The 26,703-nt window shown below is 71.8% G+C and carries 25 protein-coding genes; 22 read left to right on the forward strand and 3 right to left on the reverse strand.

All coding sequences use genetic code 11. The features are described from left to right. Positions 1–25 precede the first annotated feature (25 nt). The 3 genes from FB454_RS15120 (at position 26) to FB454_RS15130 (ending at position 5,417) form a co-directional block, all read left to right on the forward strand. On the forward strand, positions 26–955 hold the full coding sequence (locus FB454_RS15120; RefSeq protein WP_013289276.1) for a sulfotransferase family protein: 930 nt from the start codon (positions 26–28) through the stop codon (positions 953–955). 144 nt (positions 956–1,099) lie between these two features. Beyond that, positions 1,100–2,143, forward strand: coding sequence for a glycoside hydrolase family 26 protein (locus FB454_RS15125; RefSeq protein ID WP_013289277.1), 1,044 nt, complete (start codon positions 1,100–1,102; stop codon positions 2,141–2,143). A gap of 217 nt (positions 2,144–2,360) precedes the next feature. Then, positions 2,361–5,417 carry a malectin domain-containing carbohydrate-binding protein gene (locus FB454_RS15130; protein WP_244879700.1) on the forward strand — a complete coding sequence of 1,019 codons (3,057 nt, stop codon included), beginning with the start codon at positions 2,361–2,363 and terminating at the stop codon, positions 5,415–5,417. A 98-nt stretch (positions 5,418–5,515) separates the two neighbouring features. Here FB454_RS15130 and FB454_RS15135 read toward each other — a convergent pair whose 3' ends face one another. Further along, positions 5,516–5,908, reverse strand: coding sequence for a CBS domain-containing protein (locus tag FB454_RS15135; RefSeq protein WP_013289279.1), 393 nt, complete (start codon positions 5,906–5,908; stop codon positions 5,516–5,518). Between the two features lie 112 nt (positions 5,909–6,020). On the opposite strand from FB454_RS15135, the gene FB454_RS15140 reads away from it, so the two are divergent. The 4 genes from FB454_RS15140 to FB454_RS15155 all read left to right on the forward strand — a co-directional run bounded on the left by FB454_RS15140 (position 6,021) and on the right by FB454_RS15155 (position 9,030). Next, positions 6,021–6,476, forward strand: coding sequence for an NUDIX domain-containing protein (locus FB454_RS15140; RefSeq protein WP_244879701.1), 456 nt, complete (start codon positions 6,021–6,023; stop codon positions 6,474–6,476). 70 nt (positions 6,477–6,546) lie between these two features. Then, the gene (locus FB454_RS15145; protein WP_013289281.1) at positions 6,547–7,278 is read left to right on the forward strand and encodes a phosphocholine cytidylyltransferase family protein; all 732 of its coding nucleotides are present in this window, start codon (positions 6,547–6,549) and stop codon (positions 7,276–7,278) included. Then, entirely contained in the window at positions 7,266–8,333 is a 1,068-nt protein-coding gene (locus FB454_RS15150) for an iron-containing alcohol dehydrogenase family protein (RefSeq protein ID WP_013289282.1), read from the forward strand. Before FB454_RS15145 ends, FB454_RS15150 begins: the two co-directional genes overlap by 13 nt. Then, a complete protein-coding gene (locus tag FB454_RS15155; RefSeq protein ID WP_013289283.1) occupies positions 8,308–9,030 on the forward strand; it encodes a CDP-alcohol phosphatidyltransferase family protein in 723 nt (240 codons plus the stop codon). The genes FB454_RS15150 and FB454_RS15155 overlap by 26 nt, the downstream gene beginning before the upstream one ends. 57 nt (positions 9,031–9,087) lie before the next feature. Here FB454_RS15155 and FB454_RS15160 read toward each other — a convergent pair whose 3' ends face one another. Continuing rightward, a complete protein-coding gene (locus FB454_RS15160) occupies positions 9,088–10,356 on the reverse strand; it encodes a glycosyltransferase family 4 protein (protein ID WP_145754237.1) in 1,269 nt (422 codons plus the stop codon). A 136-nt stretch (positions 10,357–10,492) separates the two neighbouring features. Here FB454_RS15160 and FB454_RS15165 point away from each other — a divergent pair, with 136 nt between their 5' ends. The 10 genes from FB454_RS15165 (at position 10,493) to FB454_RS15210 (ending at position 21,201) form a co-directional block, all read left to right on the forward strand. Then, a complete protein-coding gene (locus tag FB454_RS15165) occupies positions 10,493–11,353 on the forward strand; it encodes an Fpg/Nei family DNA glycosylase (protein WP_013289285.1) in 861 nt (286 codons plus the stop codon). 325 nt (positions 11,354–11,678) lie between these two features. After that, entirely contained in the window at positions 11,679–13,184 is a 1,506-nt protein-coding gene (locus FB454_RS15170) for a sugar transferase (RefSeq protein ID WP_013289286.1), read from the forward strand. Between the two features lie 33 nt (positions 13,185–13,217). Continuing rightward, positions 13,218–14,441 (forward strand): histidine kinase, encoded by a 1,224-nt coding sequence (locus FB454_RS15175; RefSeq protein ID WP_114919144.1) that lies wholly within the window; start codon positions 13,218–13,220, stop codon positions 14,439–14,441. Next, positions 14,438–15,205 (forward strand): LytR/AlgR family response regulator transcription factor, encoded by a 768-nt coding sequence (locus FB454_RS15180; protein ID WP_013289288.1) that lies wholly within the window; start codon positions 14,438–14,440, stop codon positions 15,203–15,205. The genes FB454_RS15175 and FB454_RS15180 overlap by 4 nt, the downstream gene beginning before the upstream one ends. A gap of 67 nt (positions 15,206–15,272) precedes the next feature. Next, complete coding sequence (locus FB454_RS15185; RefSeq protein WP_486485423.1) at positions 15,273–15,935, forward strand: DUF5701 family protein; 663 nt, start codon at positions 15,273–15,275, stop codon at positions 15,933–15,935. A gap of 262 nt (positions 15,936–16,197) precedes the next feature. Continuing rightward, positions 16,198–16,548, forward strand: coding sequence for a hypothetical protein (locus tag FB454_RS15190; RefSeq protein ID WP_186461604.1), 351 nt, complete (start codon positions 16,198–16,200; stop codon positions 16,546–16,548). Continuing rightward, the gene (locus tag FB454_RS15195) at positions 16,548–18,188 is read left to right on the forward strand and encodes a sodium/solute symporter (RefSeq protein ID WP_013289291.1); all 1,641 of its coding nucleotides are present in this window, start codon (positions 16,548–16,550) and stop codon (positions 18,186–18,188) included. Before FB454_RS15190 ends, FB454_RS15195 begins: the two co-directional genes overlap by 1 nt. Positions 18,189–18,266: 78 nt before the next feature. After that, positions 18,267–19,031 carry an ABC transporter ATP-binding protein gene (locus FB454_RS15200; protein ID WP_013289292.1) on the forward strand — a complete coding sequence of 255 codons (765 nt, stop codon included), beginning with the start codon at positions 18,267–18,269 and terminating at the stop codon, positions 19,029–19,031. Next, the gene (locus FB454_RS15205) at positions 19,016–20,710 is read left to right on the forward strand and encodes an ABC transporter permease (RefSeq protein WP_145823108.1); all 1,695 of its coding nucleotides are present in this window, start codon (positions 19,016–19,018) and stop codon (positions 20,708–20,710) included. The genes FB454_RS15200 and FB454_RS15205 overlap by 16 nt, the downstream gene beginning before the upstream one ends. Beyond that, positions 20,710–21,201 (forward strand): SRPBCC family protein, encoded by a 492-nt coding sequence (locus FB454_RS15210; protein ID WP_013289294.1) that lies wholly within the window; start codon positions 20,710–20,712, stop codon positions 21,199–21,201. Before FB454_RS15205 ends, FB454_RS15210 begins: the two co-directional genes overlap by 1 nt. A gap of 21 nt (positions 21,202–21,222) precedes the next feature. Here FB454_RS15210 and FB454_RS15215 read toward each other — a convergent pair whose 3' ends face one another. Then, a complete protein-coding gene (locus FB454_RS15215) occupies positions 21,223–21,480 on the reverse strand; it encodes a hypothetical protein (RefSeq protein ID WP_013289295.1) in 258 nt (85 codons plus the stop codon). Here FB454_RS15215 and FB454_RS15220 point away from each other — a divergent pair. From FB454_RS15220 to FB454_RS15240, 5 genes are all read left to right on the forward strand, one after another. Continuing rightward, positions 21,479–22,066, forward strand: coding sequence for a flavin reductase family protein (locus FB454_RS15220; RefSeq protein ID WP_318528075.1), 588 nt, complete (start codon positions 21,479–21,481; stop codon positions 22,064–22,066). The two genes, FB454_RS15215 and FB454_RS15220, sit on opposite strands and share 2 nt — an antisense overlap. A 240-nt stretch (positions 22,067–22,306) precedes the next feature. Beyond that, positions 22,307–22,675, forward strand: a complete 369-nt coding sequence (locus tag FB454_RS15225) for a DUF485 domain-containing protein (protein WP_013289297.1) — start codon at positions 22,307–22,309, stop codon at positions 22,673–22,675. Further along, positions 22,653–24,326 (forward strand): solute symporter family protein, encoded by a 1,674-nt coding sequence (locus FB454_RS15230; RefSeq protein WP_013477486.1) that lies wholly within the window; start codon positions 22,653–22,655, stop codon positions 24,324–24,326. The genes FB454_RS15225 and FB454_RS15230 overlap by 23 nt, the downstream gene beginning before the upstream one ends. 67 nt (positions 24,327–24,393) lie before the next feature. Continuing rightward, complete coding sequence (locus FB454_RS15235) at positions 24,394–25,371, forward strand: NAD-dependent epimerase/dehydratase family protein (protein WP_013289299.1); 978 nt, start codon at positions 24,394–24,396, stop codon at positions 25,369–25,371. 73 nt (positions 25,372–25,444) lie between these two features. Continuing rightward, complete coding sequence (locus FB454_RS15240) at positions 25,445–26,692, forward strand: LCP family protein (protein WP_145823109.1); 1,248 nt, start codon at positions 25,445–25,447, stop codon at positions 26,690–26,692. The last annotated feature ends 11 nt before the right edge of the window (positions 26,693–26,703 follow it).

Consider the following 26,703-nt stretch of genomic DNA (forward strand, 5'->3'; position numbering starts at 1 on the left):
ATCCTGCGCACCGATGGGACCTTCGATGACAAGCGACTCCCCCGCCCCGCACTCCGGCCTGTCCACCGTGAAGGCCGCGAAGCTCGCCGCGGTCGGTCTCCTGGCGGACCGCAAGGAACGCCGCGAGCTGGAACGGCCGGTCGAGGGGGGCGGCCGCCGGCTCACCCTGAAGGTGGAGCGTCCGATCTTCATCCTGGGCGCCCCGCGTTCCGGCACCACGTTCCTCGGCAGTTGCGTCGGCGCGCTGCCGGACGTGTCGTACCACTTCGAACCGCGCCTGACCAAGGCGGTCGCCCGCTGTGTCTACGAGGGAAGCTGGACGCCGCAGCGGGCCGCCCGCTACTTCCGCGGCTACTACGGCGCGCTGCTCGCCGCGTCCGGGCACGGCGGCCTGCGCTTCGCCGAGAAGGACCCGGAGAACTGTTTCATCGTGCCGTTCCTGACCGAGGTCTTCCCGGACGCGGTCTTCCTGCACGTCTACCGGGACGGGCGGGACGTGGCGGTGTCGCACGCCGAGCAGCCCTGGCTGAATGCCGCGTCCACCGGCACCGGCCGCAGCGGCCGGGGCGGTACGCCGTGGGGCGCCGCGCCCCGGTTCTGGGTGGAGCCGGAGCGGCGCGAGGAGTTCACGCAGGTCTCCGACCTGGGCCGGTCGGCCTGGATGTGGCGGCGGTTCACCAGCAGCGCGCTCACGCAGCTCGCCGAGCTGCCCGCGGAACGGGTGCGGCACCTGCGGTACGAGGACGTCGTCACCCGCCCGGCCGAGGCGGCCGAGGTCGTGGCCGACTTCCTGGAGGTCGGTGACCCGGCCGGGCGGGAGGCGCTGCACGCCCGCTTCGCCAAGGCGCGGCCGGGCTCGGTGGGCCGGTGGCGGCAGCGACTGACCGAAAAGGATCTGGCCGACGTGATGGCTCAGGCCGGGCCGCTGCTGACGCAACTCGGCTACCCCGCCTGAGCGCCGCGTCACAGGTAGAGTGCCAGGGGTCGCCCGCCCGGCCCGGCGTGCCTCTCCGCCCACGCGGATCCGTCAGGGCCCCCATACCGTGGCCGGCGACCGTCCTGGGGAGAGGTTGCGGTGGTACGACGGTTACGACTGACGATGGCTGCCGTGCTGGGCCTGGCATTCCTGGCCCCGGCCGTGGCGGCCTGTGACATCGGCTCGGAGCGATCCGACGAGACGGCGACGGCGGTGCCGCCCCCGCCGACTGTGACACCGCGGACCGCTCCGGTCCGCACCACCGGGTGGGGGCCGGAGCCGCCGGAGAAGGGGGCCTGGCTCGGCACCTGGGTCAAGCCGCAGTACCACAACGCCAGCGGGCGGGCCGCGGCGTTCGATGCGTTCAACCAGGCGGCCGGCGGCAACCTCGCCATCGCGCACATGTTCCACGAGTGGAACGAGCCGTTCCCGAGCGCCACCGAGAAGTTGTTCCAGTCCCGGGGCAAGCTCCAGATGATCTCGTGGCAGGGCACCGACACCCGGTCCACAGTCAGCGGCGTCTACGACGCGCTGATCCGGGAACGCGCGAAGGACGTCAAGGAGTTCGGCGTTCCGGTGCTGCTGCGTTACCGGTGGGAGATGGACCGGCCGAACCTGGCCGCGAGCATGCACTCGCCGGAGGACTACGTCGCCGCCTGGAAGCACGTCCGCGGCATCTTCGCCGAGATGGGCGTCACCAACGCCGGGTGGGTGTGGTGCCCGCACGCGGACGGGTTCGCCGAGCCGCAGCGCCGGGCCGCCGCCTACTACCCGGGCGACGACCAGGTCGACTGGCTCTGCGCGGACGTCTATCCCAGTCCGGAGTGGAACAGCTTCTCCAACCGGATGGACCACTTCATGGCGTTCGCCAAGAAGCACCCGCGACCGGTCATCATCGGCGAGTACGGCCTGACCCAGGACGGGCGGCCGGGCCAGCGGGCCGAATGGATGCGCGAGGTCGGGCCGTACCTGAAGAAGCACCCGCAGATCAAGGCGGCGGTCTACTTCGCGGCCCGGCAGACGGAGAAGCCCATCTACGACAGCACCTTCGGCAACGACCCGGAGAGCGAGCAGGTATTCCGGGAGATGGCGACCGATCCGTACTTCCAGCCGCCGATGCCCGACCTGAGTGTTTCCTCAGGAACACCCTCCGTGTCCACCAGGTGATCGTCGTTCGTCTTTTCGTGTGACCCGGTGCGTTTCCTCGGTCAAAAAGGCCCAACCCGGGTGGACGGGCGACGGCCGAATGCGAGAAGGTATTGCTCTCACGTCTGCGGTCGGTCGGGTGACGCCCCGCCTCATGTCGGCACCGACCACGATCGCAGCGCCTCCGACGTTTCCCCCGGAGTAGCCTGTGGCTTCCTCGATCCTGAGACACCGCTCGGTGTCCGCCTTCGGCGCTGCCGTGCTCGGCATCGCCACCTTGTTCACACCGGTACCGGCGCTCGCCGCGCCGGCCGCGGCGCCCGCGCCCGACCACAGCACGATGGTCGGCGAGGTGCCCTCGGAGAAGACGCCGAACATCAACGACGGCAACGTCGTGGCCATCCACGACGCCGGCAGCAAGGTGATCGTCGGCGGCTCGTTCACCAACGCGCAGAACCGGGGTTCCTCACCCACCCCGGTCGAACGCCGCGGACTGCTCGCCTTCGACAAGGCGACCGGCAAGATCGACAACGCGTTCGCGCCGGTGCTCGACGGTGACGTCACCGCCGTCATCGCCGGCCCGACCCCGGGCACGGTGTACGTCGCCGGCAAGTTCAACAAGGTCGGCGACAAGAACTTCCGCAAGCTGGCCCTGCTGAACGTCGCGGACGGCACCCCCGTCGACGGGTTCAAGGGCCCGGCGTTCAACGGCACCGTGAACGACATCGCGCTCGTCGACGGCCACCTGCTGGTGGGCGGCATCTTCACCACTGTGACCGCGACGACCAACCGCAACGGGCTGGCCTCGCTGAACCCGACCACCGGCGCGGTGGACGACTACCTCACCGTGTCGCTCACCGAGCACCACAACTGGACGCCGACCAACAACGGCGCCTCGGCCGGTGTCGGTACGGAGAAGCTCGCCGTCTCCCCCGACGGCAAGCACCTCGTGGTGATCGGCAACTTCAAGAAGGCCGACGACGTCGTGCACGACCAGATCGTGCGGATCAACCTGGGCGAGAGCTCGACGACCGTCGCCGACTGGAACACCGACGGCTACTCCGCGGCCTGCAAGTACGCCGCGTTCGACTCGTGGGTGCGCGACATCCAGTTCTCCCCGGACAGCAAGTACTTCGTCGTGGTCACCACCGGCGCGTCGTACCCGGGCACGCTCTGCGACTCCGCGGCCCGCTGGGAGACCGCCGCCAGCGGCGACGGCCAGAAGCCGACCTGGACGAACTTCAGCGGCGGCGACACCTTCCTCTCGGTCGGCATCAGCGAGAAGGCCGTCTACGTCGGCGGTCACTTCCGCTGGTCGAACAACCCGCTCGCCCGCGACAAGGCCGGACCGGGCGCGGTGCCGCGGGCCAGCATCGCGGCGCTCGACCCGGTGAGCGGCCTGCCGCTGTCCTGGAACCCGGGCCGCCACCCGCGCGGCTACGGCGTCACCGAGATGCTGGTGACCCAGGAGGGCCTCTGGCTCGGCAGCGACCAGGAGTACATCGGCAACTTCGACTACCAGCGCAAGCGGCTCGCCTTCTTCCCGCTGGACGGCGGCAACGCCCCGCACTCGACCAGCACCAAGGGTCTGCCGGGCAACGTCTACCAGGCCGGTCGCGCGGCGCAGACCGAGGTGCTCTACCGGGTCAACGCCGGTGGTCCCGCCATCCCGGCCACCGACGGCGGGCCGGACTGGGCCGCCGACAGCGCCACCGAGCCCAGCCCGTACCACAACACGGGCAACCAGGTCACCAGCTACACCACGAACGCGACGTTCGACCCCACCGTGCCGGCGAGCACGCCGGCCACGCTGTTCAACACCGAGCGGTGGGACGAGGCGACCGCGCCGGACATGCAGTGGGACATCCCGGTCGCGGCCGGCACCCGGGTCGACGTCCGGATCTACATGGCCAACCGCTGGTCCGGCACGAGCAAGCCGGGCGCCCGCAAGTTCGACGTCAGCATCGACGGCGTGCTCAAGCTGAACGACTTCGACCCGGTCGTCACCGCCGGCGGGACCGACCGCGGCACCATGCAGTCCATCTCGGTGGTCAGCGACGGCGTGGTCGACATCGACTTCGGCCGGGTGCTCCAGAACCCGCTGCTGCACGGCATCGAGATCGTCAAGACCGCGCCCACGCCGGACGCCTCCGACGTGCTCTACCGGATCAACGCGGGCGGCGACCAGCTGGCCGCGCCGAGCGGCCCGGCCTGGGCCGCGGACACCGCCGCCGCGCCGAGCACCTACCACAACGCCGGCAACCAGGTGACCAGCTACACCACGAACGCCTCCCTCGACGGCACGGTGCCGTCGGGCACCCCGGTGGAGCTGTTCAACGCGGAGCGGTGGGACGAGTCGCCCGCGCCGGACATGCAGTGGGACTTCCCGGTCCCGGCCGGCACGCCGGTGCAGGTGCGGCTCTACCTGGCGAACCGCTGGGCCGGCACCGCCACCGCCGGCAAGCGCAAGTTCAACGTGACGATCGACGGCGTGGTCAAGCTGAGCAACTTCGACCCGATCGCCGCGATCGGCGCCACCAACCGGGGCACCATGCGCGCGTTCCCGATCACCAGCGACGGCAACATCGACATCGACTTCGGTCGCGTCCTGGAGAACCCGCTGGTGCAGGGCATCGAGATCGTCAAGCTGCCCCCGGTGCCGCCGGCCACCACCGTCGACAGCATCACCAAGCGCACGTACGACGGTGCGACCTCGGTCGGCAACGCGATGTCGGTGCCGAACGCGGACAACACCGGCTGGTCGGGCGTCAAGGGCGCCTTCTGGGTCGGCGGTGACCTGTTCTACGGCGTCGGCGGCGACCTCTACAAGCGCTCGTTCGACGGCAGCGAGTTCGGCACCCCGAAGAAGCTGGACCCGTACCACGACGCCAAGTGGGACCTGGTCGTCACCGGCTCCGCGCCGGAGGGCTCCACGTACGCCGGCATGACCGGCAACTTCTCCGCCGAACTGCCGAACGTGACGGCCATGTTCTACAAGGGCGGCCGGATCTACTACTCGCTGGCCGGTCAGAGCACGCTGTTCTGGCGCGGGTTCGCGCCGGACACCGGCACCGTCGGCGCCGAGCGCAACACGGTCACCGGCACCACGGCCTTCGCCGACGCGGGCGGCCTGTTCCTGGACGGCGACACGCTCTACGTCGTCTCCCGGAGCACCGGCACCCTGTCCTCGATGGCGTGGTCCGACGGCGTGCCGACCGGCTCCGCCACGGTGCGCAGCGGTCCGAGCGTCGACGACGTGGACTGGCGCGGCACCTCGGTCTTCGTCGGCCCCTGACGGGCGGGCACGACCGGAACGGAACAGATACGACGATGGCCCGGCCGATATCGGCCGGGCCATCGCCCTTTCCCCGGCGCCGATCGCGCCGGGCCGGATCAGGTACGGGTCGGCGCGTGCTCGCCCGCCCAGACCCGCATCAGGTCCCGTACCGAGATCACTCCCGCCACCTCCCGCCCGTCGAGCACGACCAGGTGACGGAACCCGCCGCGGGCCATCGCCGCGGCTGCCTCCTCGACCGTCCAGTCCGGGCCGGCGTAGACGACGTCCCAGGTCAGGTGTGCCCCGGTGCGCTCGACATCCGGGTCGAGCCCGGCGCCGATCGCCTTCAGCACATCGCGTTCGGTCATGATCCCCACTCCCTCGGAGTCCGGGTCGATCACGACCGCCGACCCGACACCGCGGGCCGACATCATCCGGGCCGCCTGCCGGAGCGTGTGCTCCGGCCCGACCACCAGTACCTCGCTGGACATCGCTTCCCGTACCTGCATCACACATCACCCCTGTGGGACGGCGACTGAGTACGGACATGGTGGGCCATCGATGCGTACCGGGACAAGAACGGGCATCGCCGGAGACGGCCCGGATGGCTACTGTCGGAGGGTGCCCACCGAGCCCCTCCGCTGCGCCGGCGCGCTGATCGTCGACGACGACGGCCGCATCTTCATCCAACGCCGATCCCCCGAGCGACGCCTCTTCCCGAACTGCTGGGACATCGTCGGCGGCCACCTCGAACCGGGCGAGGAGATCGACGACGCGCTGCGCCGGGAGGTCACCGAGGAGACCGGCTGGACCCTGTCGCACGTGCTCGGCCTGGTCGGCGAATACCGGTACACCGCCGACGACGGGCTGACCCGGGTGGAGACCGACTTCCTGGTCCGGGTGGACGGCGACCTGAGCCGGCCCCGGCTGGAAGCCGGCAAGCACACCGAGTTCCGCTGGCTTGCGGAGTCGGAGATCGCGCTGCTCGACGAGCACCGGAACGTCAACGACGGAATGATCCGGCGGATCGCGGAGGACGGCTTCGCGGCGCTGCGCTCGATCGGGCTGACGGGCTGAACCACTGCCGGTCGGTGCCCGGCGATATCCTCGCCGGGTGGAATCGGGTCGAGAAGAGGAGCGTGTCGGCATGATCGGGATGGTGCTCGCCGCAGGTGCGGGGCGCCGGCTGCGGCCGTACACCGACACCCTGCCCAAGGCCCTGGTGCCGGTCGACGGGGAGACCACCATCCTCGACATCGCGCTGCGCAACCTCGCCGAGGTGGGGCTGAACGAAGTCGTGATCGTGGTCGGCTACGCGGCCGACGCGGTGCGGCAGCGCCAGGCCGCCCTGGAGGAGAAGTACGGCGTCACGATCACCCTGGTCCACAACGACAAGGCCGAGGAGTGGAACAACGCGTACTCGCTCTGGCTGGCGCGGGAGCACTTCTCCCGTGGGGTGCTGCTCGTAAACGGCGACACCGTGCACCCGGTGAGCGTGGAGAAGACGCTGCTGGCCGAGCGCGGCCCGGGCATCCTGCTCGCCGTGGACACGCTCAAGCCGCTGGCCGAGGAGGAGATGAAGACCACCTTCGACGCCGCCGGCCAGCTCACCCGGATCACCAAGCTGATGGACCCGGGCGAGGCGTACGGCGAGTACATCGGCGCGACGCTCATCGAGCCGCAGGTGGCCGAGCCGCTCGCGGACGCGCTGGAGGCGACCTGGCGGCGCGACCCGAACCTCTACTACGAGGACGGCTACCAGGAGTTCGCCGAGCGCGGCGGCGAGGTGCGGGCGGCCCCGATCGGCGACGTCTCCTGGGTCGAGGTCGACAACCACGCCGATCTGGCCCGGGCGCGGGAGATCGCGTGCCGCTACTAGCCCGCAGCGTCCTCACCCCGCTGCACATCGACGTGCGGCGGGGCGCGGTGGCCGATCTGGCGGCGATCCTCTCCGACGGGCGGATCTCGGCCGGTGGCGACGTCGCCGTGGTGGTCGGGCCGGGGCAGGGCGAACGGATCGCCGAGCTGATCCGGCCGTCGCTGCGCTCGGCCGACGTGTTCACGGTGGCCGGGGGGACGCTCGACGCCGCCGACGACCTGGGGGCGAAGCTGCGCACCCGGTCGTACGACGCGGTGGTCGGCATCGGCGGCGGCAAGACCATCGACGTGGCCAAGTACGCGGCGACCCGGCGCGGGCTGCCGATGGTGTCGGTGGCGACGAGCCTCGCCAACGACGGCATCGCCTCTCCGGTGGCGAGCCTGATCACGGAGGGCCTGAAGGGCTCCTACGGTGTGCACATCCCGATCGCGGTGATCGTGGACCTGGACTTCGTGGAGGCCGGGCCGGAGCGGCACAACCGGGCCGGCGTCGGCGACGTGGTGAGCAACATCAGCGCACTGGCGGACTGGGAACTGGCCCGGCGGGTACGCGGTGAGCGGGTCGACGGGCTGGCCGCCTCGCTGTCGCGCGCCGGCGCCGAGGCGGTGCTCAACCACCCGGGCGACATGAGCGACGACGGCTTCGTCACGGTGCTCGCCGACGCGCTGATCTCCAGTGGTCTGGCGATGGCGATCGAGGGCACCAGCCGGCCGTGCAGCGGCGGCTGCCACGAGATCATGCACGCGATCGACGCGCTGTTCCCCGGCACCGCCTCGCACGGCGAGCTGGCCGGGCTCGGCGCGCTGTTCTGCACGTTCCTGCGCGGCGACGAGCGCCGGTTCGCCGAGATGGCGGCCTGCCTGACCCGGCACGGGCTGCCCCGGCTGCCGGCCGAGGTCGAGCTGACCGACGACCAGTTCGTCGAGGCGGTGCAGTTCGCGCCGGCCACCCGGCCGGACCGCTACACCATCCTCGAACACCTCGCGATGTCCGCTACCGAGACGCGGGAGCGGCTGGCAGACTACGCCGGTGCCCTCCGCGACCACATTGGCTGAGCCCCGTCCCACCGTCGCCGACTTCCACCGGGTCAACCGGGGAGGCGGCCTGTTCAGCGAGTCGATCAGCCAGTGGATCGGGGCGGCCTTCGCGCTGGCCGCGCAGCGCCTCGGGTTGCGCCCGACCGCGCTGACGCTCGCCAACCTGGTGCTGGGGCTGGCCGCCTCGGTCACAGTGGTGGCGCTCGCCGACGACGTGGCCGCCGGCACCGTACCGGCCTGGGTGGTCGGGCTGGTCGCCCTGGTCGCCTGGCAGATCGCGTACGCGCTGGACTGCGCCGACGGGCAGCTCGCGCGGGTGACCGGTCAGGGCAGCGCGGCCGGCGCCCGGATCGACGTGCTCTGCGACGTGGCCGCCCAGATCGCGCTGGTGGCCGCCATCGGCGCGACAGCCGTGGCGCAGCGCCCGTCCACGCCGGTCTGGCTGGTGGCGGTGTTCGCGGGCACCTGGATGGTCAACCTGGTGACCTCGGTGATGCAGTCGGGGCCGAACGCGGCGAGCATGGTGACCTCGACCTCGCTCCCGGTACGCCTGGTCAAGCTGGTCCGCGACTACGGCGCGGTGATCTTCCTGGCCGGCCTGGTGCTGGCCTTCGCCCCCGCGCTGGCGCTCTGGCTGATGGTCGCGTTCACCGTGGTCAACGGCGGATTCCTGCTGGCAAGCATCGCCTTCTCCGCCCGCGCCTCCCTGCGGTAAGGAAGGGCCCCTTCTTAACGCCTCGTGCATTGAAAGGGGCCCTTCCTAACACCTCGGTCAGCGCGCGGGACGACCTCCGGCCAGGCCGGCGTAGATGTCGATCAGGCGCTTCGTGATCACGTCGGGGTGGAAGGTGCGCTCGTAGCGGGACCGGGCCGGACCGGCGAGCATGCGTGCCTCGGCGGCGGCCAGCGGCAGCGCGGCGGCGAGCACGTCCACCTCGGGCGCCACCACCCAGCCGGCCTCGCCGCGCTGCACCCCTGACGGCAACGCGACCCGCCCGTCGCCCGGTGCCGCGGTGGCCACCTCGGCCGGGCCGGTGCCGGCGGGCTCACGCGGGCCGTCTGCACCCACCAGGTACGGGATGCCGCCGAGCGCGGTGCCGAGCACCGGCCGACCGGCCGCCAGCGCCTCGATGATCACCGTGGGCAGCACGTCGTGCCAGGTGGAGGTGGCCAGCACCACGGAGCTGTCGGCCAGCGCCGCGCGTACCCCGGAGCGGTCGAGCTGGCCCAGGTAGAGCACGTCGGGCCGTTCGTCGGCGGCTGCCTCGGCCAGCGGACGCAGCTCGCCGTCACCGGCGATGCGCAGCGGGCCGAGCGCACCCACCGGGCGCCGCCGCCACGCCGCGAGCAGCAGATCGAGGCCCTTCTCGGGGCTGAGCCGGCCCATGAAGAGGAAGCCGTTCCCGGACGGCGCCGGGGCACCCGGGTCGGGCACCGCGTTCGGCTTGACCACGATCCGCTCGTCCGGGATGCCGTAGTCGCGCAGATGATCAGCGACCGCCGTGGTGAGCGCGATGTACCGGTCCACCGACTTCCAGGTGGGGCGGTGCACGGCGAGCGTGGTCGCCATCAGCGCGCTCTGCGCCCGGGAGTTGCGGTAGCAGCGGTGCACGATCGCCGGTACGCCCAGCGTCCGCCCCCGGCAGTCCTGGCAGATCACGCCGTCGCGGAAGTAGAGGCCCGAGGAGCAGACCTGCCGGTAGTTGTGCACCGTCTGCACCACCGGCACGCCGCGCTTGTGCGCGGTCCGCACCACCCAGGGCGAGAGCAGAGGGTACGGGTTGTGCAGGTGCAACACGTCCGGCCGGTGCTCGGTGAGCAGGCGGTCGAGGTCGTGCTGGGCCTTCGGCGCCCAGATCGGCGAGATCGGCAGCAGCGCCTTGGCCGGCTTGGACATCGACGGGATCTCGTCCGAGCTGCGCAGGAACGGCAGCACCTCCACGCCGGCGGCGGTGAGCTGGGCGATCTCCGCGTCGACGATGGTGTTCTCGCCGGAGGGCTGGGCTTCCCGGTACCGGTTGTGCGCCACCACGATTCTCACAGAGCTCGCCTTTCGTTCGCGACTGTGCCGATCTCTGCTCGCGGCTGCGGGGCTCGCAAGCTCACTCCTCGCGCTCGCGCATGGGACTCGCCAGCTCATTCCTCGCGCTCACGGGAAAGAAGGCTACCGTTGTACCGTGCCCGAACTTCCGGAGGTGGAAGCGCTCGCCGGTTACCTGCGCGAGCGTGCGGTGGGCCGCCGCGTCGAGCGGTTCGAGGTCGCCGCGATCAGCGCCCTGAAGACGTACGATCCGCCGCCGAGCGCGGTCGCCGGCCGTGCGGTCACCGGCGCCGGCCGGTACGGCAAGTTCCTGGACGTGCGGTTCGACGAGGGTCTGCACCTGGTGGTCCACCTGGCCCGGGCGGGCTGGCTGCACTACCGGGAGGCGTTCCCAGCGACGACCCCGCTGCGGCCCGGCAAGGGCCCGATCGCGGTGCGGGTACGCCTCGACGACGGCTCCGGCTTCGACCTGACCGAGGCCGGCACCCAGAAGAAGCTGGCCGCCTACCTGGTCACCGACCCGGCGCAGGTACCGGGCGTGGCGAAGCTCGGGCCGGACGCGCTGGAGGCGGACCTGCCGACCTTCGCCGAGCGGCTGCGCAGCCGCCGGGGTCAGGTGAAGGGCGTGCTGACCGACCAGTCGGTGCTCGCCGGGGTGGGGAACGCGTACTCGGACGAGATCCTGCACGCGGCGCGGCTCTCGCCGTTCGCGATCACCGACCGGCTCACCGACGACCAGCTCGCCGGTCTGCACGCGGCGACGCGGACGGTCCTCGGCGACGCGGTACGCCGGTCGATGGGGCAGCGGGCCGCGGAGCTGAAGGGCGAGAAGCGTTCGGGCCTCAAGGTGCACGCCCGCAAGGGGCTGCCGTGTCCGGTCTGCGGCGACACCGTACGGGAGGTCTCGTTCGCCGATTCGAGCCTTCAGTACTGCCCCACCTGTCAGACCGGTGGCAAGCCGCTGGCTGACCGAAGGTTGTCCCGCCTCGTACGGTGAGTAATGGCATTCGCCGGTTACCGAGTGGAATCGACCCGGGATCGCCGATGCTCCCGGTCCGCCCCTCTACCCGAGCCGTCATCCATCGGTATAGTGGCTCGGTCCCCGGCTTCACAACTGATTCGGAGCCGGCCAGATCTCACCGAGCACCAGCGGAACGGCTTCCTCGCGGGGGCCGGTCCGGGCCGGGCCCGCGTGGGAGACTGGGACGGTGAGCGACCCGGGCCCTCACGCCGAGTGAGGACGCGGGTCATGCGGGAGGACATGGGTTGAGGTGACGACAAGCCTCCAGCGCCCGGTAACCGACAGAGGCCGGAGCAAGAGCGTGCGGCACGTCGACAGCTTTGAGATCCAGCCGCCGACTCCGCCGTCGCACAACGGCGTACCCCGGTCGGCGTGGGCCCGAGCCCGGCGCCGGGTGTCCCGGTGGCACCGGCCCTACATCGCATTCCTGCTGCTGCTCGACTTCGGCGCGGCCGCCCTGGCCAGCTTCCTGGCCGTGCAGATCTTCGAGCAGGCCGCCTCCGGCTTCCGGAACGCGCCCGAGGCGTGGTTCTACACCGTGGCGTTCGCGCTCCTGCCGCTCGGCTGGGTGCTCATCCTCTGGGGCAACCGGGCCTACGACCGGCGCTACCTGGGCCTCGGCCCGGACGAGTTCAAGCGGGTGATCCGCGGCGGCGTCGCGGTCGCCGCGACGGTCTCGTTCCTCGCCTTCGCCACGAAGACCACCCTGTCCCGCTGGACGGTCGGCTTCGCGCTGCTCGGCGCCCTGCTGCTGATCCTGCTCGGCCGCATGATCGCCCGGGCCTGCCTGCACGCGCTGCGCCGCCGCGCCGGCCACGCCGGGCACCGGATGGTGCTCGTCGGCACGCTTCCGGAGTGCCTGGAGGTCTACACCACTGTCACCCGGAACCCGTCCGTCGGCCTCGTGCCGGTGGCCATCCACCTCACCGACGGGTACGCCGCCGCGCGCGGCCTGGAGACCCCGGTGCCGGTGTACGCGGGCCGGGACGTCCTGGCCCTGGTGCGTGAGGTCGGCGGCGACACGATCGCGGTCTGCGGCTCGGCCAGCGCCGAGCCGGGCGAGCTGCGCCGGCTGGCCTGGCAGTTGGAGGGCTCCGGCGTCGATCTGGTGGTCGCGCCCCAGCTCACCGACATCGCCGGTCCCCGGGTGCACATCCGCCCGATCGAGGGCCTGCCGCTGCTGCACGTCGAGGAGCCGACCCTGTCCGGGCCGGCGCTGCTGGTCAAGAACCTGATGGACCGGGTCGCCGCCGGGCTGGGCCTGCTGCTGCTGGCCCCGCTCTTCCTCGCCATCGCCGTGGCCATCCGGATCTCCGACCCCGGGCCGGTCTTCTTCCGTCAGCCCCGGGTGGGGCACGAGGGGCGGACGTTCCGGGTCTGGAAGTTCCGGACCATGTACGTCGACGCCGAGGAGCGGCTGGCCGGCCTGGTCGACCAGAACGAGACCGACGGCATGCTGTTCAAGATGAAGCAGGACCCCCGGGTCTTCCCGGTGGGCCGCTTCCTGCGTGCCACGTCGCTGGACGAGCTGCCCCAGCTGATCAACGTGCTCTGGGGCGAGATGTCGCTCGTCGGCCCGCGCCCGCTGCCCGCCGACGACGGCGACTTCCTCGGCGACGTCCGGCGCCGGCTGCTGGTCCGGCCGGGCATGACCGGTCTGTGGCAGGTCTCCGGCCGCTCCGACCTGTCCTGGGACGAGGCGGTCCGGCTCGACCTCTACTACGTCGACAACTGGTCGCTGGCGTACGACCTGAGCATCCTGTGGCGGACCGTGGGCGTGGTGCTGGCCCGCAAGGGCGCGTACTAGCGCTACCGGGCCGGCACCCGGCAGGATCGCTGCGTGGGTGGCAACCTCTCCGCCGTCTTCGCCGTCGTCTCGCTGGTCACCGCGCTGGCCGCGGCGCTCTGGGCGGTGCTGCGGCTGCGCGGCCGGCGGGGCATCGCCACCGCCACGCAGCGGGCCACGTACGAGGTGCTGCACACCGCGGGGCTCGCCGCCGAGCCGCTGCGCGCCGGCCTGACCGCGGCGGACGCGGCGAAGGCCGTACGCCATCTGCGGGCCCTCGTGGGCGCGGCCGGGCTGGCGCTGACGGACCGGGACACGTTGCTCGCGGTCGACGGGCAGGGCGCGCACCACGGCGACCAGCTGGTCGCGGCGGCCCGGCGGGCGGCCGACAGCGGGCGCTCCACAGTGCTGGGCGAGTCGGAGCTGCGTTGCGACCTGGTCGACTGCCCGGTACGCGGCGCGGTGGTGGCGCCGCTGCGCGCGGACGGGCGGGTGGTCGGGGCGCTGGTGGCGGTGGCCGACGAGCGCCCGGCCCCGGGTCTGGTGCAGGCGACGCTGGAGACCGCGCACTGGGCGGGTGACCAGCTCGCGCTGGCCGAGCTGGAGTCGTCGCGGGAGCGGCTGGCGCGGGCCGAGGTACGCGCGCTGCGCGCTCAGATCAGCCCGCACTTCATCTACAACGCGCTCACCGCGATCGGCTCGTTCGTGCGCACCGACCCGGAGCGGGCGCGAGAGCTGATCCTGGAGTTCGCCGAGTTCACCCGCTACTCGTTCCGGGCGCACGGCGAGTTCACCACGCTGGCCGAGGAGCTGCGTTCGATCGACCGCTACCTGACCATCGAGCGGGCGCGCTTCGGCGAGCGGCTCCAGGTGCGCCTCCAGATCGCGCCGGAGGTGCTGCCGGTGACGCTGCCGTTCCTCTGCCTCCAGCCGCTCGTGGAGAACGCGGTCCGGCACGGGTTGTCCCGCAAGCCGGGCACCGGCATGGTGAGCATCGAGGCCCGGGACGCGGGCGCGGAGTGTCACATCACGGTGGAGGACGACGGGGTGGGGATGGATCCGACGACGCTTACCGCCGGCATCGCCGAGGTGTCGGGCGCGGCCGGCGACCCGGCCGACGACCCGGGGCAGCACGTCGGCCTCTCGAACGTCGACGAACGGCTCCGGTCGGTCTTCGGGGACGGCTTCGGCCTGGTGGTGGAGACCGGCCTGGGTTCGGGTACGAAAGTCAGCATGCGCGTGCCGAAGTTCCACCCCGGCGTCCGGGCGTCGTCGTGACCGTCACCGGCACCGGTTTCCTCCGGGTGCTGGCGGTGGACGACGAGCCGCCCGCGCTCGACGAGCTGGCGTACCACCTGCGCGCCGACCCCCGGGTGGCCCGGCTGCACACGGCCGGGGACGCGACCGAGGCGCTGCGCGTGCTGCGCGACGACGACGTGGACGTGGTGTTCCTCGACATCCGGATGCCGGGGCTGGACGGCATGGAGCTGGCCCGGGTGCTGCGCCGGTTCGCCCGGCCGCCGGCGATCGTGTTCGTCACCGCGTACGACGACGGCGCGGTGGACGCGTTCGACCTGGGCGCCACCGACTACGTACGCAAGCCGGTACGCGCCGAGCGGCTGGCCGAGTCGCTGCGCCGGGTGATCGGTTCCCGGGTGGTGCCGTCGCATCCGGCCGCGCTGGCCCGGGCGGAGGAGGATCCGACCATCCCGATCGAGCTGGCCGGCACCACGCGGATGCTGCCCCGCTCGGCGGTGCGGTGGGTGGAGGCGCAGGGCGACTACGCGCGGCTGCACACGGCGGAGGGTTCGCACCTGGTCCGGGTCTCACTGGCGACGCTGGCCGAGCGCTGGGCGGACGCCGGGTTCGTCCGGATCCACCGGTCGTATCTGGTGCAGCTGCGGCTCATCGCCGAGCTGCGGCTGGTCAACTCCGGCTATGTGGTGGTGATCGACGGATCCGAGCTGCCGGTGAGCCGCCGGCACACCCGGGAGCTGAAGGACAAGCTGGTACGCGCCGCGAAACAGGACTGGAGCCGCTGAGGGACGGGGGCGTCGGGAGCACTGACGTACAATGTACGGCAGACCGTACGACAGGGTGGGGGACCGCATGTCCGACGACCGCTTCGACGCCGCTACCGAATTCGACCGCCAGCTCGACCGCCTCGTGCAGCTCGGCTACCCGGCGCTGGCCGGGCAGACCGAGGAGGAGTTCCGGGCGCTGCTCACCCCGCTGCGCGACGCAGCAGTGACCGGCGTCGCCGGGCCGGCCGCTCCCACCGACGCCCGGGTGCCGTTCCTGCTGGTGACCACGCGGGAGCTGGTGCCGGTGCCGGAACGCATCGCGCTCACCACGCTCGCCGGCAAGCGCAAGACCGGCGTCCTCGACCGGAACTTCCCCGCCGACGACCTGCCCACCTTCCACCCGATCAAGGAGCTGGAGGTGCCGTCCGGTCCCGCGTACCTGCTCTTCGACGTGGACCGGGGCGAGGAGTACCGCAACGTGCCGCCGTCGGCCGCGCTCGAGGACATGACCGCGAAGGACCGGCTGCCGATCACGATCGACGAGGGGCTGGCGTTCGTCACGTTGCACCCGCAGGCGCTGGCGAGCAACAGGTGCTTCTCGCTCGTGGGGTCGCGCTGCGGCGACCGGCGGGTGCCGGCGCTGTGGATCAGCCAGGGCGCGCCGAAGCTCGGGTGGTGCTGGTTCGGCAACCCGCACACCTGGCTCGGCTCGGCGACCGCGAACCCGGTACGGGTGGGGCTGAGCTGACGCTGTCCACAACGACTCCACGCCATCCACCGGGTTATCCACAACCGTGAAGCGTTATCCACAGGTTGTGCACAGGGCCCGGACGCCTGCTCTTGACATTCCCGCTGAGCGGGCGAGACTGCCGGAGGTGACCGGAGCCGAGGAACAGCATCCTTCGGGGCGGCCCGCCGAGGCCGCCCCGGTTCCCGGCCCGCGCGCGTCCGCACCGCTCCGCGAGCCGGGCAGCGGGCCGGCGCCGGCCGCCGCGCCGAAGCGGACCCGGATCGTGCTGGCCGAGGTCTCCCGGGTCGGCAATCCGGCCGACCGCACCCGCTCCGAGCTGACCCAGCAGACCCCTGTCGGCGAGACGCTCGTGCAGGGGCTGATGCGCGCCCAGCTCTCCCTCGCGCTGCGGCTCAGCCTGCTGGTGCTGGTCGGGCTCGGCGGCCTGCCCTGGCTGTTCGCCATCGCGCCCACCGTCGGCCGGGTCACGGTGCTCGGGGTCAACCTGCCGTGGCTGCTGCTCGGCGTCGTGTCCTTCCCGTTCCTGATCGTCGTCGGCTGGGCGTACGTGCGCCTGGCCGAACGCAACGAGCAGGACTTCGTCGACCTGATCCGACGGCCGGAACACTGATGTCCAACGGCTACGTGGTCCCGGCGATCGTCGCCGTCACCCTGGTCACCGTCGGCATCGGCTTCTACGGGCTGCGGCTGGCCCGCACCACCTCGGACTTCCTGGTCGCGTCCCGGTCGGTCAGCCCGACCTGGAACGCCGCCGCGATCGGCGGGGAGTACCTGTCGGCGGCGAGCTTCCTCGGCGTCGCCGGGCTGATCCTCAAGTACGGCGTGGACGTGCTCTGGTACCCGGTCGGCTTCGCCGCCGGATACCTGGCACTGCTGCTGTTCGTGGCCGCGCCGCTGCGCCGCTCCGGCGCGTTCACGCTGCCCGACTTCTGCGAGGTGCGGCTCGGTTCCCGCCGGCTGCGGACGCTCGCCACCGTCTTCGTGATCTTCATCGGCTGGCTGTACCTGGTGCCGCAGTTGCAGGGCGCCGGGCTGACGCTCGCCACGCTCACCGGCTCGCCGTACCCGCTCGGCGCGCTGCTCGTCGCCGTGGTGGTGACCGCGAACGTGGCGCTGGGCGGCATGCGGGCGATCACCTTCGTGCAGGCGTTCCAGTACTGGCTCAAGCTCACCGCACTCGCCGTACCCGCCATCTTCCTGGCGTTGCAGTGGCAGGCCGACGCCCGCCCGGCGGTGACCCCGCCCGACGGACCGACGTTCCGGACCGCGACCACAGTCGTGGTCGAGCACCGCGCGACGCTCACCCTGCCCGACGGCGACATCCGGGAGGTACGCCCCGGCGACCGCCTGGAGTTCGCCGCCGGTGACCCGGTGCCGGAGGTGTCCGGCGCGGCGACCGGCGCCACCGAATGGCTGCTGCCGGACACCGCCGGCGAGGACGACCGAGGGCTGTTCGCCACGTACTCGCTGATCCTGGCCACGTTCCTCGGCACCATGGGCCTGCCGCACGTGCTGGTCCGCTTCTACACCAACCCCGACGGCGCCGCCGCCCGCCGCACCACGCTCGTGGTGCTGGCGCTCGTCGGCGTCTTCTACCTGCTGCCCACCGTGTACGGCGTGCTGGGCCGCATCTACACCCCGCAACTGCTGGTGAGCGGCCAGACCGACGCGGTGGTGGTGCTGCTGCCCGGTGCCGCGCTCGGCGACGGCACCACCGGCCGGCTGCTCGCCGCGCTCGTCGCGGCCGGCGCGTTCGCGGCGTTCCTGTCCACCTCGTCCGGCCTGCTCACCAGCGTGGCCGGGGTGATCTCCACGGACGTGCTGGGGCGCGGCTCGGTACGCGGCTTCCGGCTCGCCACGGTGATCGCCGGCGGGGTGCCGGCGGTGCTCTCGCTGAACGTCTCCGGGCTGGACGTGTCACAGGTGGTGGGGCTGGCGTTCGCGGTGGCCGCGTCGAGCTTCTGCCCGCTGCTGGTGCTCGGCATCTGGTGGCGCGGCCTGACCGACCTGGGCGCCGCCGCCGGTGTGCTGGTCGGCGGCGGCGCGGCCGTCGGTGCGGTGCTGCTCACCGTGCTCGGCCCGCCGCTGACCGGGTGGCCGGCGACGCTCACCACGCAGCCGGCCGCGTGGACGGTGCCGCTGGCGTTCACCGTCATGGTGGTGGTGTCGATGGCGAGCCGGCGTCGGCTTCCCCGCGACGTCGGCGCCACCATGCTCCGCCTGCACACCCCGGAGTCGCTGCGCCTGTAGGCGCTACTCCCCAGGTAGGAGCAGAAGATCACCCTGCCGCCCGAGCAGCCGCTGGCCGGAGCCCGATACGGTCGGACCATGACCGATCAGCACCCCGCGCTCTCCCTTCGTGGTCTGGCCAAGCGCTTCGACACCAAGGTCGCGGTGGCGGGCGTCGACCTCGCCGTGCCGACCGGCTCGTTCTACGGCCTGCTCGGCCCGAACGGAGCGGGCAAGACCACCACCCTCTCCATGGCCGTCGGCCTGCTGCGGCCCGACGCCGGTGAGGCGAGGGTGCTCGGGTACGACGTCTGGGCCGACCCGGTCCGAGCCAAGAGCCTGCTCGGTGTGATGCCCGACGGCGTACGCCTCTTCGACCGGCTGAGCGGGGCGGAGCTGCTGGCGTACCACGGTCTGCTGCGCGGCATGGACCCGGCGGTGGTCGACCAGCGGGCGGCGGAGCTGCTCGACGTGCTGGCGCTCTCCGACGCCGGCCGCACGCTGGTGGTCGACTACTCGGCGGGCATGAAGAAGAAGATCGGGCTGGCCTGCGCGCTGCTGCACGGTCCGCGCCTGCTGGTGCTGGACGAGCCGTTCGAGGCCGTCGACCCGGTCTCGGCGGCGCTGATCCGCGACATCCTGCACCGGTACGTCGGCGGCGGCGGAACGGTGATCTTCTCCAGCCACGTGATGGAGGTGGTCGAGCGGCTCTGCTCCCACGTGGCGATCCTGGCCGAGGGCCGGATCAAGCGGGTGGGCACGCTGGCCGAGGTGCGCGGCGACCGGTCGCTGGAGGACGTCTTCGTGGAGGTGGTCGGCGGCCGGACCGCGACCGGCGAGGAGCTGTCGTGGCTGTCCCGGTGACCGTCCCCGAGCGTCCGGCCCGGCGCGTGTCGCCCTGGCACTTCGTCCGGCTCAAGCTGCGGGTGCTCGGCAACAACTTCCGGGGTCAGACCTGGCGGGTCGCGCTGTTCGTCCTCGGCCTGCTGTTCGGGCTCTGGTTCGCCGCCGTCGGGTTCTTCCTGCTCGCCGCGCCGGGGCTGGCCGGCGAGTCCCGGTACGCGCTGATGATCGCCGCGTTCGGCGGTGGCGTTCTGACGCTGGGCTGGCTGCTCCTGCCGCTCGTCTTCTTCGGCGTGGACGAGACGCTCGACCCGGCCCGGTTCGCGCTGCTGCCGCTGTCCCGCCGCACCCTGGTCACCGGTCTGCTCGCCGCCGCCCTGGTCAGCGTGCCGGCCCTGGCGACGGCGATCACGGCGGCCGGGCTGGTGGTCACCGCCGGCGCGCTCGGTGGATGGGCGGCCGCCCTGGTCGGCGCGCTCGGCGTGGTCGTCGGGCTGCTCGTCTGCCTGGCCGGTGCCCGCGCGCTGACCAGTGCGTTCGCGACGATGCTGCGCTCCCGCCGGGTACGCGACCTGGCCGCCGTGCTGCTCGCGGTGCTGGCCGCGCTGCTCGGACCGTTGCAGTTGCTGGTGCTCGCGGCGGTACGGCAGACCGATTGGGACCGGCTGGACGGTGTGGCCCGGGTGGTCGGCTGGACGCCGTTCGGCGCACCGTGGACCGCCGGCGTGGACGTGGCCCAGGGGCGGACCGGTGCGGCGGTGGTGAAGCTGCTGATCGCGGTCGCGACGCTCGGCGTACTCCTGTTCTGGTGGTCGCGGTCGCTGGAGTCGGCGATGGTGGGCACGGCGAGCAGCGGCCCCGCGCGGACGCCGCGCGCTGTGGCCGGCGGCGCGGTCGCGCAGCTCTTCCCCCGCGCGGTGGGCTGGGCCCGGCGGGACCGGTTCGGCGCGATCGTCGCCCGGGAGTGCCGCTACTGGTGGCGGGACGCCCGCCGCCGGGCCAACCTGATCACCGTCGCCGTGGTCGGCGTGTTCGTGCCGCTGATGGTCAACCTGGGCGGCCCCGCGTTCCTGTCCGAGGGCGGCGCCGCGTTCGACCAGGCGACAGCCGATTCCTCACCGGCGATGGTCAGCCTCACCATGGTCTTCGTGGGGGCGCTCGCGTCGTTGACGCTCGCCAACCAGTTCGGCTTCGACGGCAGCTCGTTCGCGGCGAACGTGGTCGCCGGTGTGCCGGGGCGGGTGGAGCTGCGGGCCCGGATGGCCGCGTTCTCGATCTACGTGGTGCCGATGCTCGTGGTGATCGCCGTCGCGCTGGCGGTCGTCCTCGGCCGGCCCGAATGGCTCGGCGTGATGGGTGGCGCGTTGTTCGCCGCGTACGGCTGCGGTCTCGCGATCAACGCGTTCGTCTCAGTGCTCGGCGCGTACTCGCTGCCCGAGTCGAGCAACCCGTTCGCCCTGAACAGCGGCGCGGGATTCACAAAGGGCCTGCTCACCCTGGTCTCCATGGTCGGCTCCGCGGTGGTGGCGGTGCCGTTCGTGGTGGCCGCCGCGCTGCTCGGCGACGTGTGGCTCTGGCTGGCACTGCCGGTCGGGCTGGCGTACGGCGGGGGCGCGGCACTGCTCGGCGCGTACATGGCCGGGGACACACTCGATCACCGGCAGCCGGAGCTGCTGGCGAATGTCACCCCGAGGCGCTGATGCCTGTCGTCGAAGCGGTCGTCACCGTCCCGGTCCCTCCGGAGCTGGCGTTCGCCGTCTCCCAGACCACCGCCCCGGTACGGTACCGCTGGGATCCGTTCGTCCGCGAGCAGCACTTCGTCAACGGCGCGACGCGGCCCGGCCGGGGCGTGCGCACGTACACCCGCTCCCGGCACGGCCTGGTGATGGTCAGCGAGTACGTGTCCTGGTCGCCGCCGACGAACGTCGGCATGAAGATGGTGCGCGGACCGTGGTTCTTCGAGCGGTTCGGCGGCGGCTGGCGCTTCGCGCCCGGCCCGGATCCCGGCACCACGATCGCGACGTGGCGGTACAACTTCCGCTGCCGGCCCGCGTTCCTGCGCCCAGTCGCCGAGCGGATCGGGGAGTGGTTGCTCGGGCGCGACATCCGGCGCCGGATCGCCGGGTACGCGGCTGGCTGCGCCGACCCGGAGGTGCTGGCCGCCGCCCGCCGGTTGCTCGGCGACGACTGATCCGCGCGTCTCGGGCTGCCGTCAGGCGGTGCGGCGCATCGCCGCGTAGACGTGGTGGCCGTCGCCGACGCTGAGCACGTTCACCAGGTCCCAGCCGTAGTTCGACAGGTGCTCGACCGCCGCCATGAGCGGCGGGAACCCGCTGCTGCCCCACTTGTGCCGGGCGATGACCATCAGGTGCCGGTACGGGTAGGCACGGAGATCGACCTGACCACCGAGAACGGCGTCGGCGCTGACCATCCGGTCCTGGGCGAGCTTCTGCGGTGGGACGAGAGCCATGCCCGGCAGGGTAGGGCGTTCCGTCGAGCCTCGCCCGGTGGCGGGCGGCACAATGTTTCACGTGAATCCAGAGCCGGGCGCGCAGATCCACTCCACCGATCCGTTCGCGGCGCCGGCCGCGCAACGCTCGCCGGTACGCCGGCTGCGCGGGCGGCTGGCCGCCCCGGTGACGCTCTGGACCGCGCCCGGTCCGGCCGGGCTGACCGTCTCATCCACGCTGGTGGCCGAGGGCGAACCGGACCGGCTGCTCGGCCTGGTCGACCCGGAGTCGGACCTGTGGGCGGCGATCGAGGAGGCGGGACGGTTCGCGGTGGCCCCGCTGGGTCCGCAGCACCGGCAGCTCGCCGACCGCTTCGCCGGGCTGTTCCCGTCGCCCGGCGGCCTGTTCGCGCTGGACGCCTGGACCGAGACGCCGTACGGGCCGGTGCCCGCCGACGCCGGCGGGTGGGCGGGCTGCCGCCTGGACACCGCCCGCGAGTACGGCTGGGGCCTGCTGGTCGAGGCCACCATCGAGTCGGTGGACCTGCCCCGGGACACACCCCCGTTGCTGCACTACCGGGGCCGCTACCACGACCTCCCCGGCTGACCCCTCTCCTCCGTCGATCATGAGGTTGGCCGCGTTCCGCGTCCGATTTGTCGCCGTCAACCTCATGATCGACCGGGTGGGGGGTGACCGGTTAGCGGAGTGACGTGGGTCACTGGGCGCAGTGGGGGTGCCGTTCGGCGCAGCCGTTCGCCGCCCGGCGGCGGAGCCTTCCCGGGCCGGGAGCGCGCTCTCTACCGTGCGCGAAACTCCCCCACGCCTTGCGAAGGTGGTGATCCACAGATGTCCACGGACACACCCGCGTCCGCACCCGCCGAGTCGGCGGCGGAACGGTACCTCGCCGTCCAGCGGTCGGACGAGTTCGCCGGGTTGCGGCGCACGCTGCGCGGCTTCGTCTTCCCGATGACCGTCGCGTTCTTCCTGTGGTACGCGCTCTACGTCATCCTCTCCGCGTACGCGCGGGGATTCATGGGCACGAAGCTGATCGGCAACATCAACGTCGCCCTGGTCTTCGGCCTGCTCCAGTTCGTCTCCACGTTCCTCATCGCCTGGTTCTACTCGCGGTTCGCCAGCCGCCGGATCGACCCGGTCGCCGACCGGATCCGCGACGAGATGGGGGAGGTGACCCATGAACACGGTCCTCGCGGCTGAGGCGGGCAGCACCACCGCCCGGAACCTCACCATCACGCTGTTCCTGGTCTTCGTGGCGATCACGCTGGCGATCACCGTCTGGGCCAGCCGGCAGACCAAGACCGCCACCGACTTCTACGCCGGCGGCCGGTCGTTCTCCGGCTTCCAGAACGGCATGGCGATCGGCGGCGACTACATGTCGGCGGCGTCCTTCCTGGGCATCGCCGGAATCATCGCGCTCTACGGCTACGACGGCTTCCTCTACTCGATCGGCTTCCTGGTCGCCTGGCTGGTGGCGCTGCTGCTCGTGGCCGAGCTGCTGCGCAACTCCGGCCGGTACACGATGGCGGACGTCCTGGCGTTCCGGATGCGGCAGCGGCCGGTCCGGACCGCCGCGGCGGTCTCCACCATCACGGTGTCGATCTTCTACCTGCTGGCCCAGATGGTCGGCGCCGGCGCGCTCGTCGCCCTGCTGCTCGGCATCAAGCCGGGCACCACGTTCCTCGGCATGGACGCCGACACCGCCAAGGTCGCCACCATCATCATGGTCGGCGCCCTGATGATCATCTACGTGACCGTCGGCGGCATGAAGGGCACCACGTACGTCCAGATCGTCAAGGCGTTCCTGCTGATGGGCGGCGCGCTGGCGATGACGCTGCTGGTGCTCGCCAAGTACAAGTTCAACCTGTCCTCGCTGCTCGGCGACGCGGCCAGCGCCTCGGGCAAGGGAGCGGCGTTCCTCGAACCCGGGTTGCGCTACGGCGTGGAGACACCCGGCGACGCGCTGAAGACGTTCTACAGCAAGATGGACCTGCTCTCGCTGGGCATCGCGCTGGTCCTCGGCACGGCCGGCCTGCCGCACATCCTGATCCGCTTCTACACCGTGCCGACCGCGCGGGCGGCCCGGAAGAGCGTGCTCTGGGCGATCGGCATCATCGGCACGTTCTACCTGCTCACCCTGGCGCTCGGCTTCGGCGCGGCGGCGATCGTCGGCGGGTCGGAGATCACCGCACAGGACAAGGCGGGCAACACCGCGGCGCCACAGCTCGCCGAGAAGCTGGGGGAGCAGTTCCTCGGCGGGGACCTGGGCGGCGCGACACTGCTGGCGATCATCGCAGCGGTCGCGTTCGCCACGATCCTCGCGGTGGTCGCCGGGCTCACACTGGCGTCGTCGTCCAGCCTGGCGCACGACTTCTACGCCAACGTGGTGAAGAACGGGCAGGCGTCGGAACGGCAGGAGGTGACCGTCGCCCGCATCTCCGCGCTGGTGATCGGCGCGGTCTCGATCGTCCTGTCGATCTACGCGCAGAACCTGAACGTGGCGTTCCTGGTCGCGCTGGCGTTCGCGGTCGCCGCGTCGGGCAACCTGCCGGCGATTCTCTACAGCCTGTTCTGGAAGCGGTTCAACACCTCGGGCGCGGTCTGGGCCATCTACGGCGGCCTGCTCGCCGCCGTGGTGCTCGTCTTCTTCTCGCCGGTCGTCTCCGGCGCGCCGACGGCGATGTTCCCCGACCACGACTGGCAGTGGTTCCCGCTTTCGAACCCGGGCATCATCTCGATCCCGTTCGGCTTCCTGTGCGGCTGGCTCGGCACGATCCTGTCCAAGGAGAGCGACGAGGAGAAGTACGCGGAGCTGGAGGTGCGCTCGCTCACCGGAGCCGGCGCGCACTGATCACCACGGTCGAGCGGGGCCCCTGCCTTACGCGGGGGCCCCGCCTCGCGTGTATAGGCTGACCGCCATGAAGGTCGCTCCCCGCTTCGGTACCGGACACCGCATCCTCGTCACCGGCGGCGCCGGTTTCGTCCCGTCCCACCTGGTCGACCGGCTCGTCGAGCGCGGCTGCACCGTCGTGGTGCTGGACAACTTCGTCACCGGGTCCAAGGACAACGTGGCCCACCTGCTGGACAAGCCGACCTTCACGCTCGTCGAGGCGGACATCTCCGACGGCCTGCCGCAGCACCCGGCGATGGCCGAGCGGTTCGACGCGATCCTGCACATGGCGTCCCCGGCCAGCCCCACCGACTTCGAGAAGCTGCCGGTGGAGATCCTCCGGGTCGGCTCGGTGGCCACGCTGGCGCTGCTGGAGCGGGCCACCGACGACGGCGCGCGGTTCCTGATGGCCTCCACCTCCGAGGCGTACGGCGACCCGAAGGAGCACCCGCAGCGGGAGACGTACTGGGGCAACGTCAACCCGATCGGCATCCGGAGCGTCTACGACGAGGCGAAGCGCTTCTCCGAGGCGGCCACCATGGCCTACCACCGGAGCCGGGGCACCGACACCGCGATCGTGCGGATCTTCAACACGTACGGCCCGCGGATGCGCCCGGACGACGGCCGGGCCATCCCGACGTTCATCTCCCAGGCGCTGCGCGGCGAGCCGATCACTGTGCACGGCACCGGCAACCAGACCCGTTCGATCTGTTACGTCGACGACCTGGTGCGCGGCATCCTGCTGCTGCTCGACTCGACCGAGACCGGGCCGATCAACTGCGGCACCGAGCACGAGATGTCGATGCGGCAACTGGCCGAGACGATCGTGTCACTCACCGGAAGCACGTCCGAGGTGAGCTACATCACTCGCGCCTCCGACGACCCGGAGATGCGCCGCCCGGACCTGACCCTCGCCCGCGAACTGCTCGGATACGAGCCGAGCGTCACACCCGAAGACGGCCTCCGACGCACGATCGAGTACTTCCGCGGGCGTCTCGGGTACTGAACCGCCGGGGACGCGGCTGACATCGGGGCGCGTACGAGGGCGTCGGTGGCCGGGCCGACCTACCCTCGGTTACATGTCAGCGACCTCGTCTGCCGGCGCCCCGCTCCCCCGACACCTGAACCGGGGCGCGGGCCGCGCCGCGGTGCCCGGCTCCGGCCGCGGCGCCACCGGGCGCGCCCGCCCCTCGGAAGCCACGTGGTACCCCGCACACTACGAGGCGCCCCGCTCCGGCGGTCCCGGCGGCCCGGCCGGGCCGACCGGTCCCGGCGGTCCGGGCGGCGGCGGTCCGGGTGGGTCCGGCCGGCGTGGTCCCCGGCCGCGCTGGGGGCGCATCGGTCTGGTGGCGGGTGTCGCGGTGCTGGTGCTGGCGCTGCTCGGCGGCCTCGGCGCCTGGTTCTACGCCCGCAACCTTGACGACGACCTGGCGCGCACCGATCCGTTCGCCGGGATCACCGGCGGGCGGCCGGCCAAGCAGGTCGAGGGCGCGTTCAACATCCTGCTCGTGGGAAGCGACTCGCGGGATCCGGACGCCCCGGTCGACGGCTCCGGCAAGTGGCGCGCGGACACCGTGATCGTCATGCACATCCCCGCCGACCACAAGAGCGCATACCTGGTCTCGGTGCCGCGTGACCTGTACGTGCCGATCCCGGAGAGCGCCGGCGCGTCCTGCGACTCCGGCTCGCGCAACAAGATCAACGCGGCGTTCGCGTTCGGCGGCCTGCCGCTCGCGGTGAAGACCGTGGAGTGCTTCACCGACGTACGGATCGACCACGTGATGGCCATCGACTTCGGCGGTTTCAAGGAGGTCACCGACGCCCTGGGCGGGGTCGACCTCAAGGTGGAGCGGACCATCACCTCGATCCACAAGCCGTACCGGACGTTCACCAAGGGCGTGAACCACATGAACGGCGCCGAGGCGCTGGACTGGGTCCGGCAGCGCAAGCAGTTCCCGGACGGCGACTTCGCCCGGATGCGGCACCAGCAGGAGTTCCTGAAGGCGCTGATGGACAAGGCAGCCAGCACCGGGACGCTCACCAACCCGAAGAAGCTGAACGACTTCCTCAAGGCGGTGACCGCCGCCGTCACGGTCGACCAGGGATTCTCGTTGACCGACATGGCAGTGCAGTTCCGCAGCCTGCGGGGCGAGAACCTGACGTTCGTCACCAGCCCGCACCTGGGCGGCCAGACCATCGACGGCCAGTCGGTGGTGGTCTCCGACCGGGAGAAGGCGCTGGCGATGTACAAGGCCATCGCCGCGGACCGGATGGCCGAGTGGATGCAGGCCAACCAGAAGGGTTCGGGCGACAACGCGGGCGGCTGACGCCGGCACGA

This window comes from Micromonospora sp. CNZ297 (genome assembly GCF_007827625.1).

Bases quoted from the DNA above. Each gene is read 5' to 3' on its own strand.
- FB454_RS15120 (WP_013289276.1), top strand. From the start codon at position 26: ATGACAAGCGACTCCCCCGCCCCGCACTCCGGCCTGTCCACCGTGAAG.
- FB454_RS15125 (WP_013289277.1), top strand. From the start codon at position 1,100: ATGGCTGCCGTGCTGGGCCTGGCATTCCTGGCCCCGGCCGTGGCGGCC.
- FB454_RS15135 (WP_013289279.1), bottom strand. From the start codon at position 5,908: ATGCAGGTACGGGAAGCGATGTCCAGCGAGGTACTGGTGGTCGGGCCG.
- FB454_RS15145 (WP_013289281.1), top strand. From the start codon at position 6,547: ATGATCGGGATGGTGCTCGCCGCAGGTGCGGGGCGCCGGCTGCGGCCG.
- FB454_RS15185 (WP_486485423.1), top strand. From the start codon at position 15,273: ATGTCCGACGACCGCTTCGACGCCGCTACCGAATTCGACCGCCAGCTC.
- FB454_RS15195 (WP_013289291.1), top strand. From the start codon at position 16,548: ATGTCCAACGGCTACGTGGTCCCGGCGATCGTCGCCGTCACCCTGGTC.
- FB454_RS15200 (WP_013289292.1), top strand. From the start codon at position 18,267: ATGACCGATCAGCACCCCGCGCTCTCCCTTCGTGGTCTGGCCAAGCGC.
- FB454_RS15210 (WP_013289294.1), top strand. From the start codon at position 20,710: ATGCCTGTCGTCGAAGCGGTCGTCACCGTCCCGGTCCCTCCGGAGCTG.
- FB454_RS15220 (WP_318528075.1), top strand. From the start codon at position 21,479: ATGCCCGGCAGGGTAGGGCGTTCCGTCGAGCCTCGCCCGGTGGCGGGC.
- FB454_RS15215 (WP_013289295.1), bottom strand. From the start codon at position 21,480: ATGGCTCTCGTCCCACCGCAGAAGCTCGCCCAGGACCGGATGGTCAGC.
- FB454_RS15225 (WP_013289297.1), top strand. From the start codon at position 22,307: ATGTCCACGGACACACCCGCGTCCGCACCCGCCGAGTCGGCGGCGGAA.
- FB454_RS15230 (WP_013477486.1), top strand. From the start codon at position 22,653: ATGAACACGGTCCTCGCGGCTGAGGCGGGCAGCACCACCGCCCGGAAC.
- FB454_RS15235 (WP_013289299.1), top strand. From the start codon at position 24,394: ATGAAGGTCGCTCCCCGCTTCGGTACCGGACACCGCATCCTCGTCACC.
- FB454_RS15240 (WP_145823109.1), top strand. From the start codon at position 25,445: ATGTCAGCGACCTCGTCTGCCGGCGCCCCGCTCCCCCGACACCTGAAC.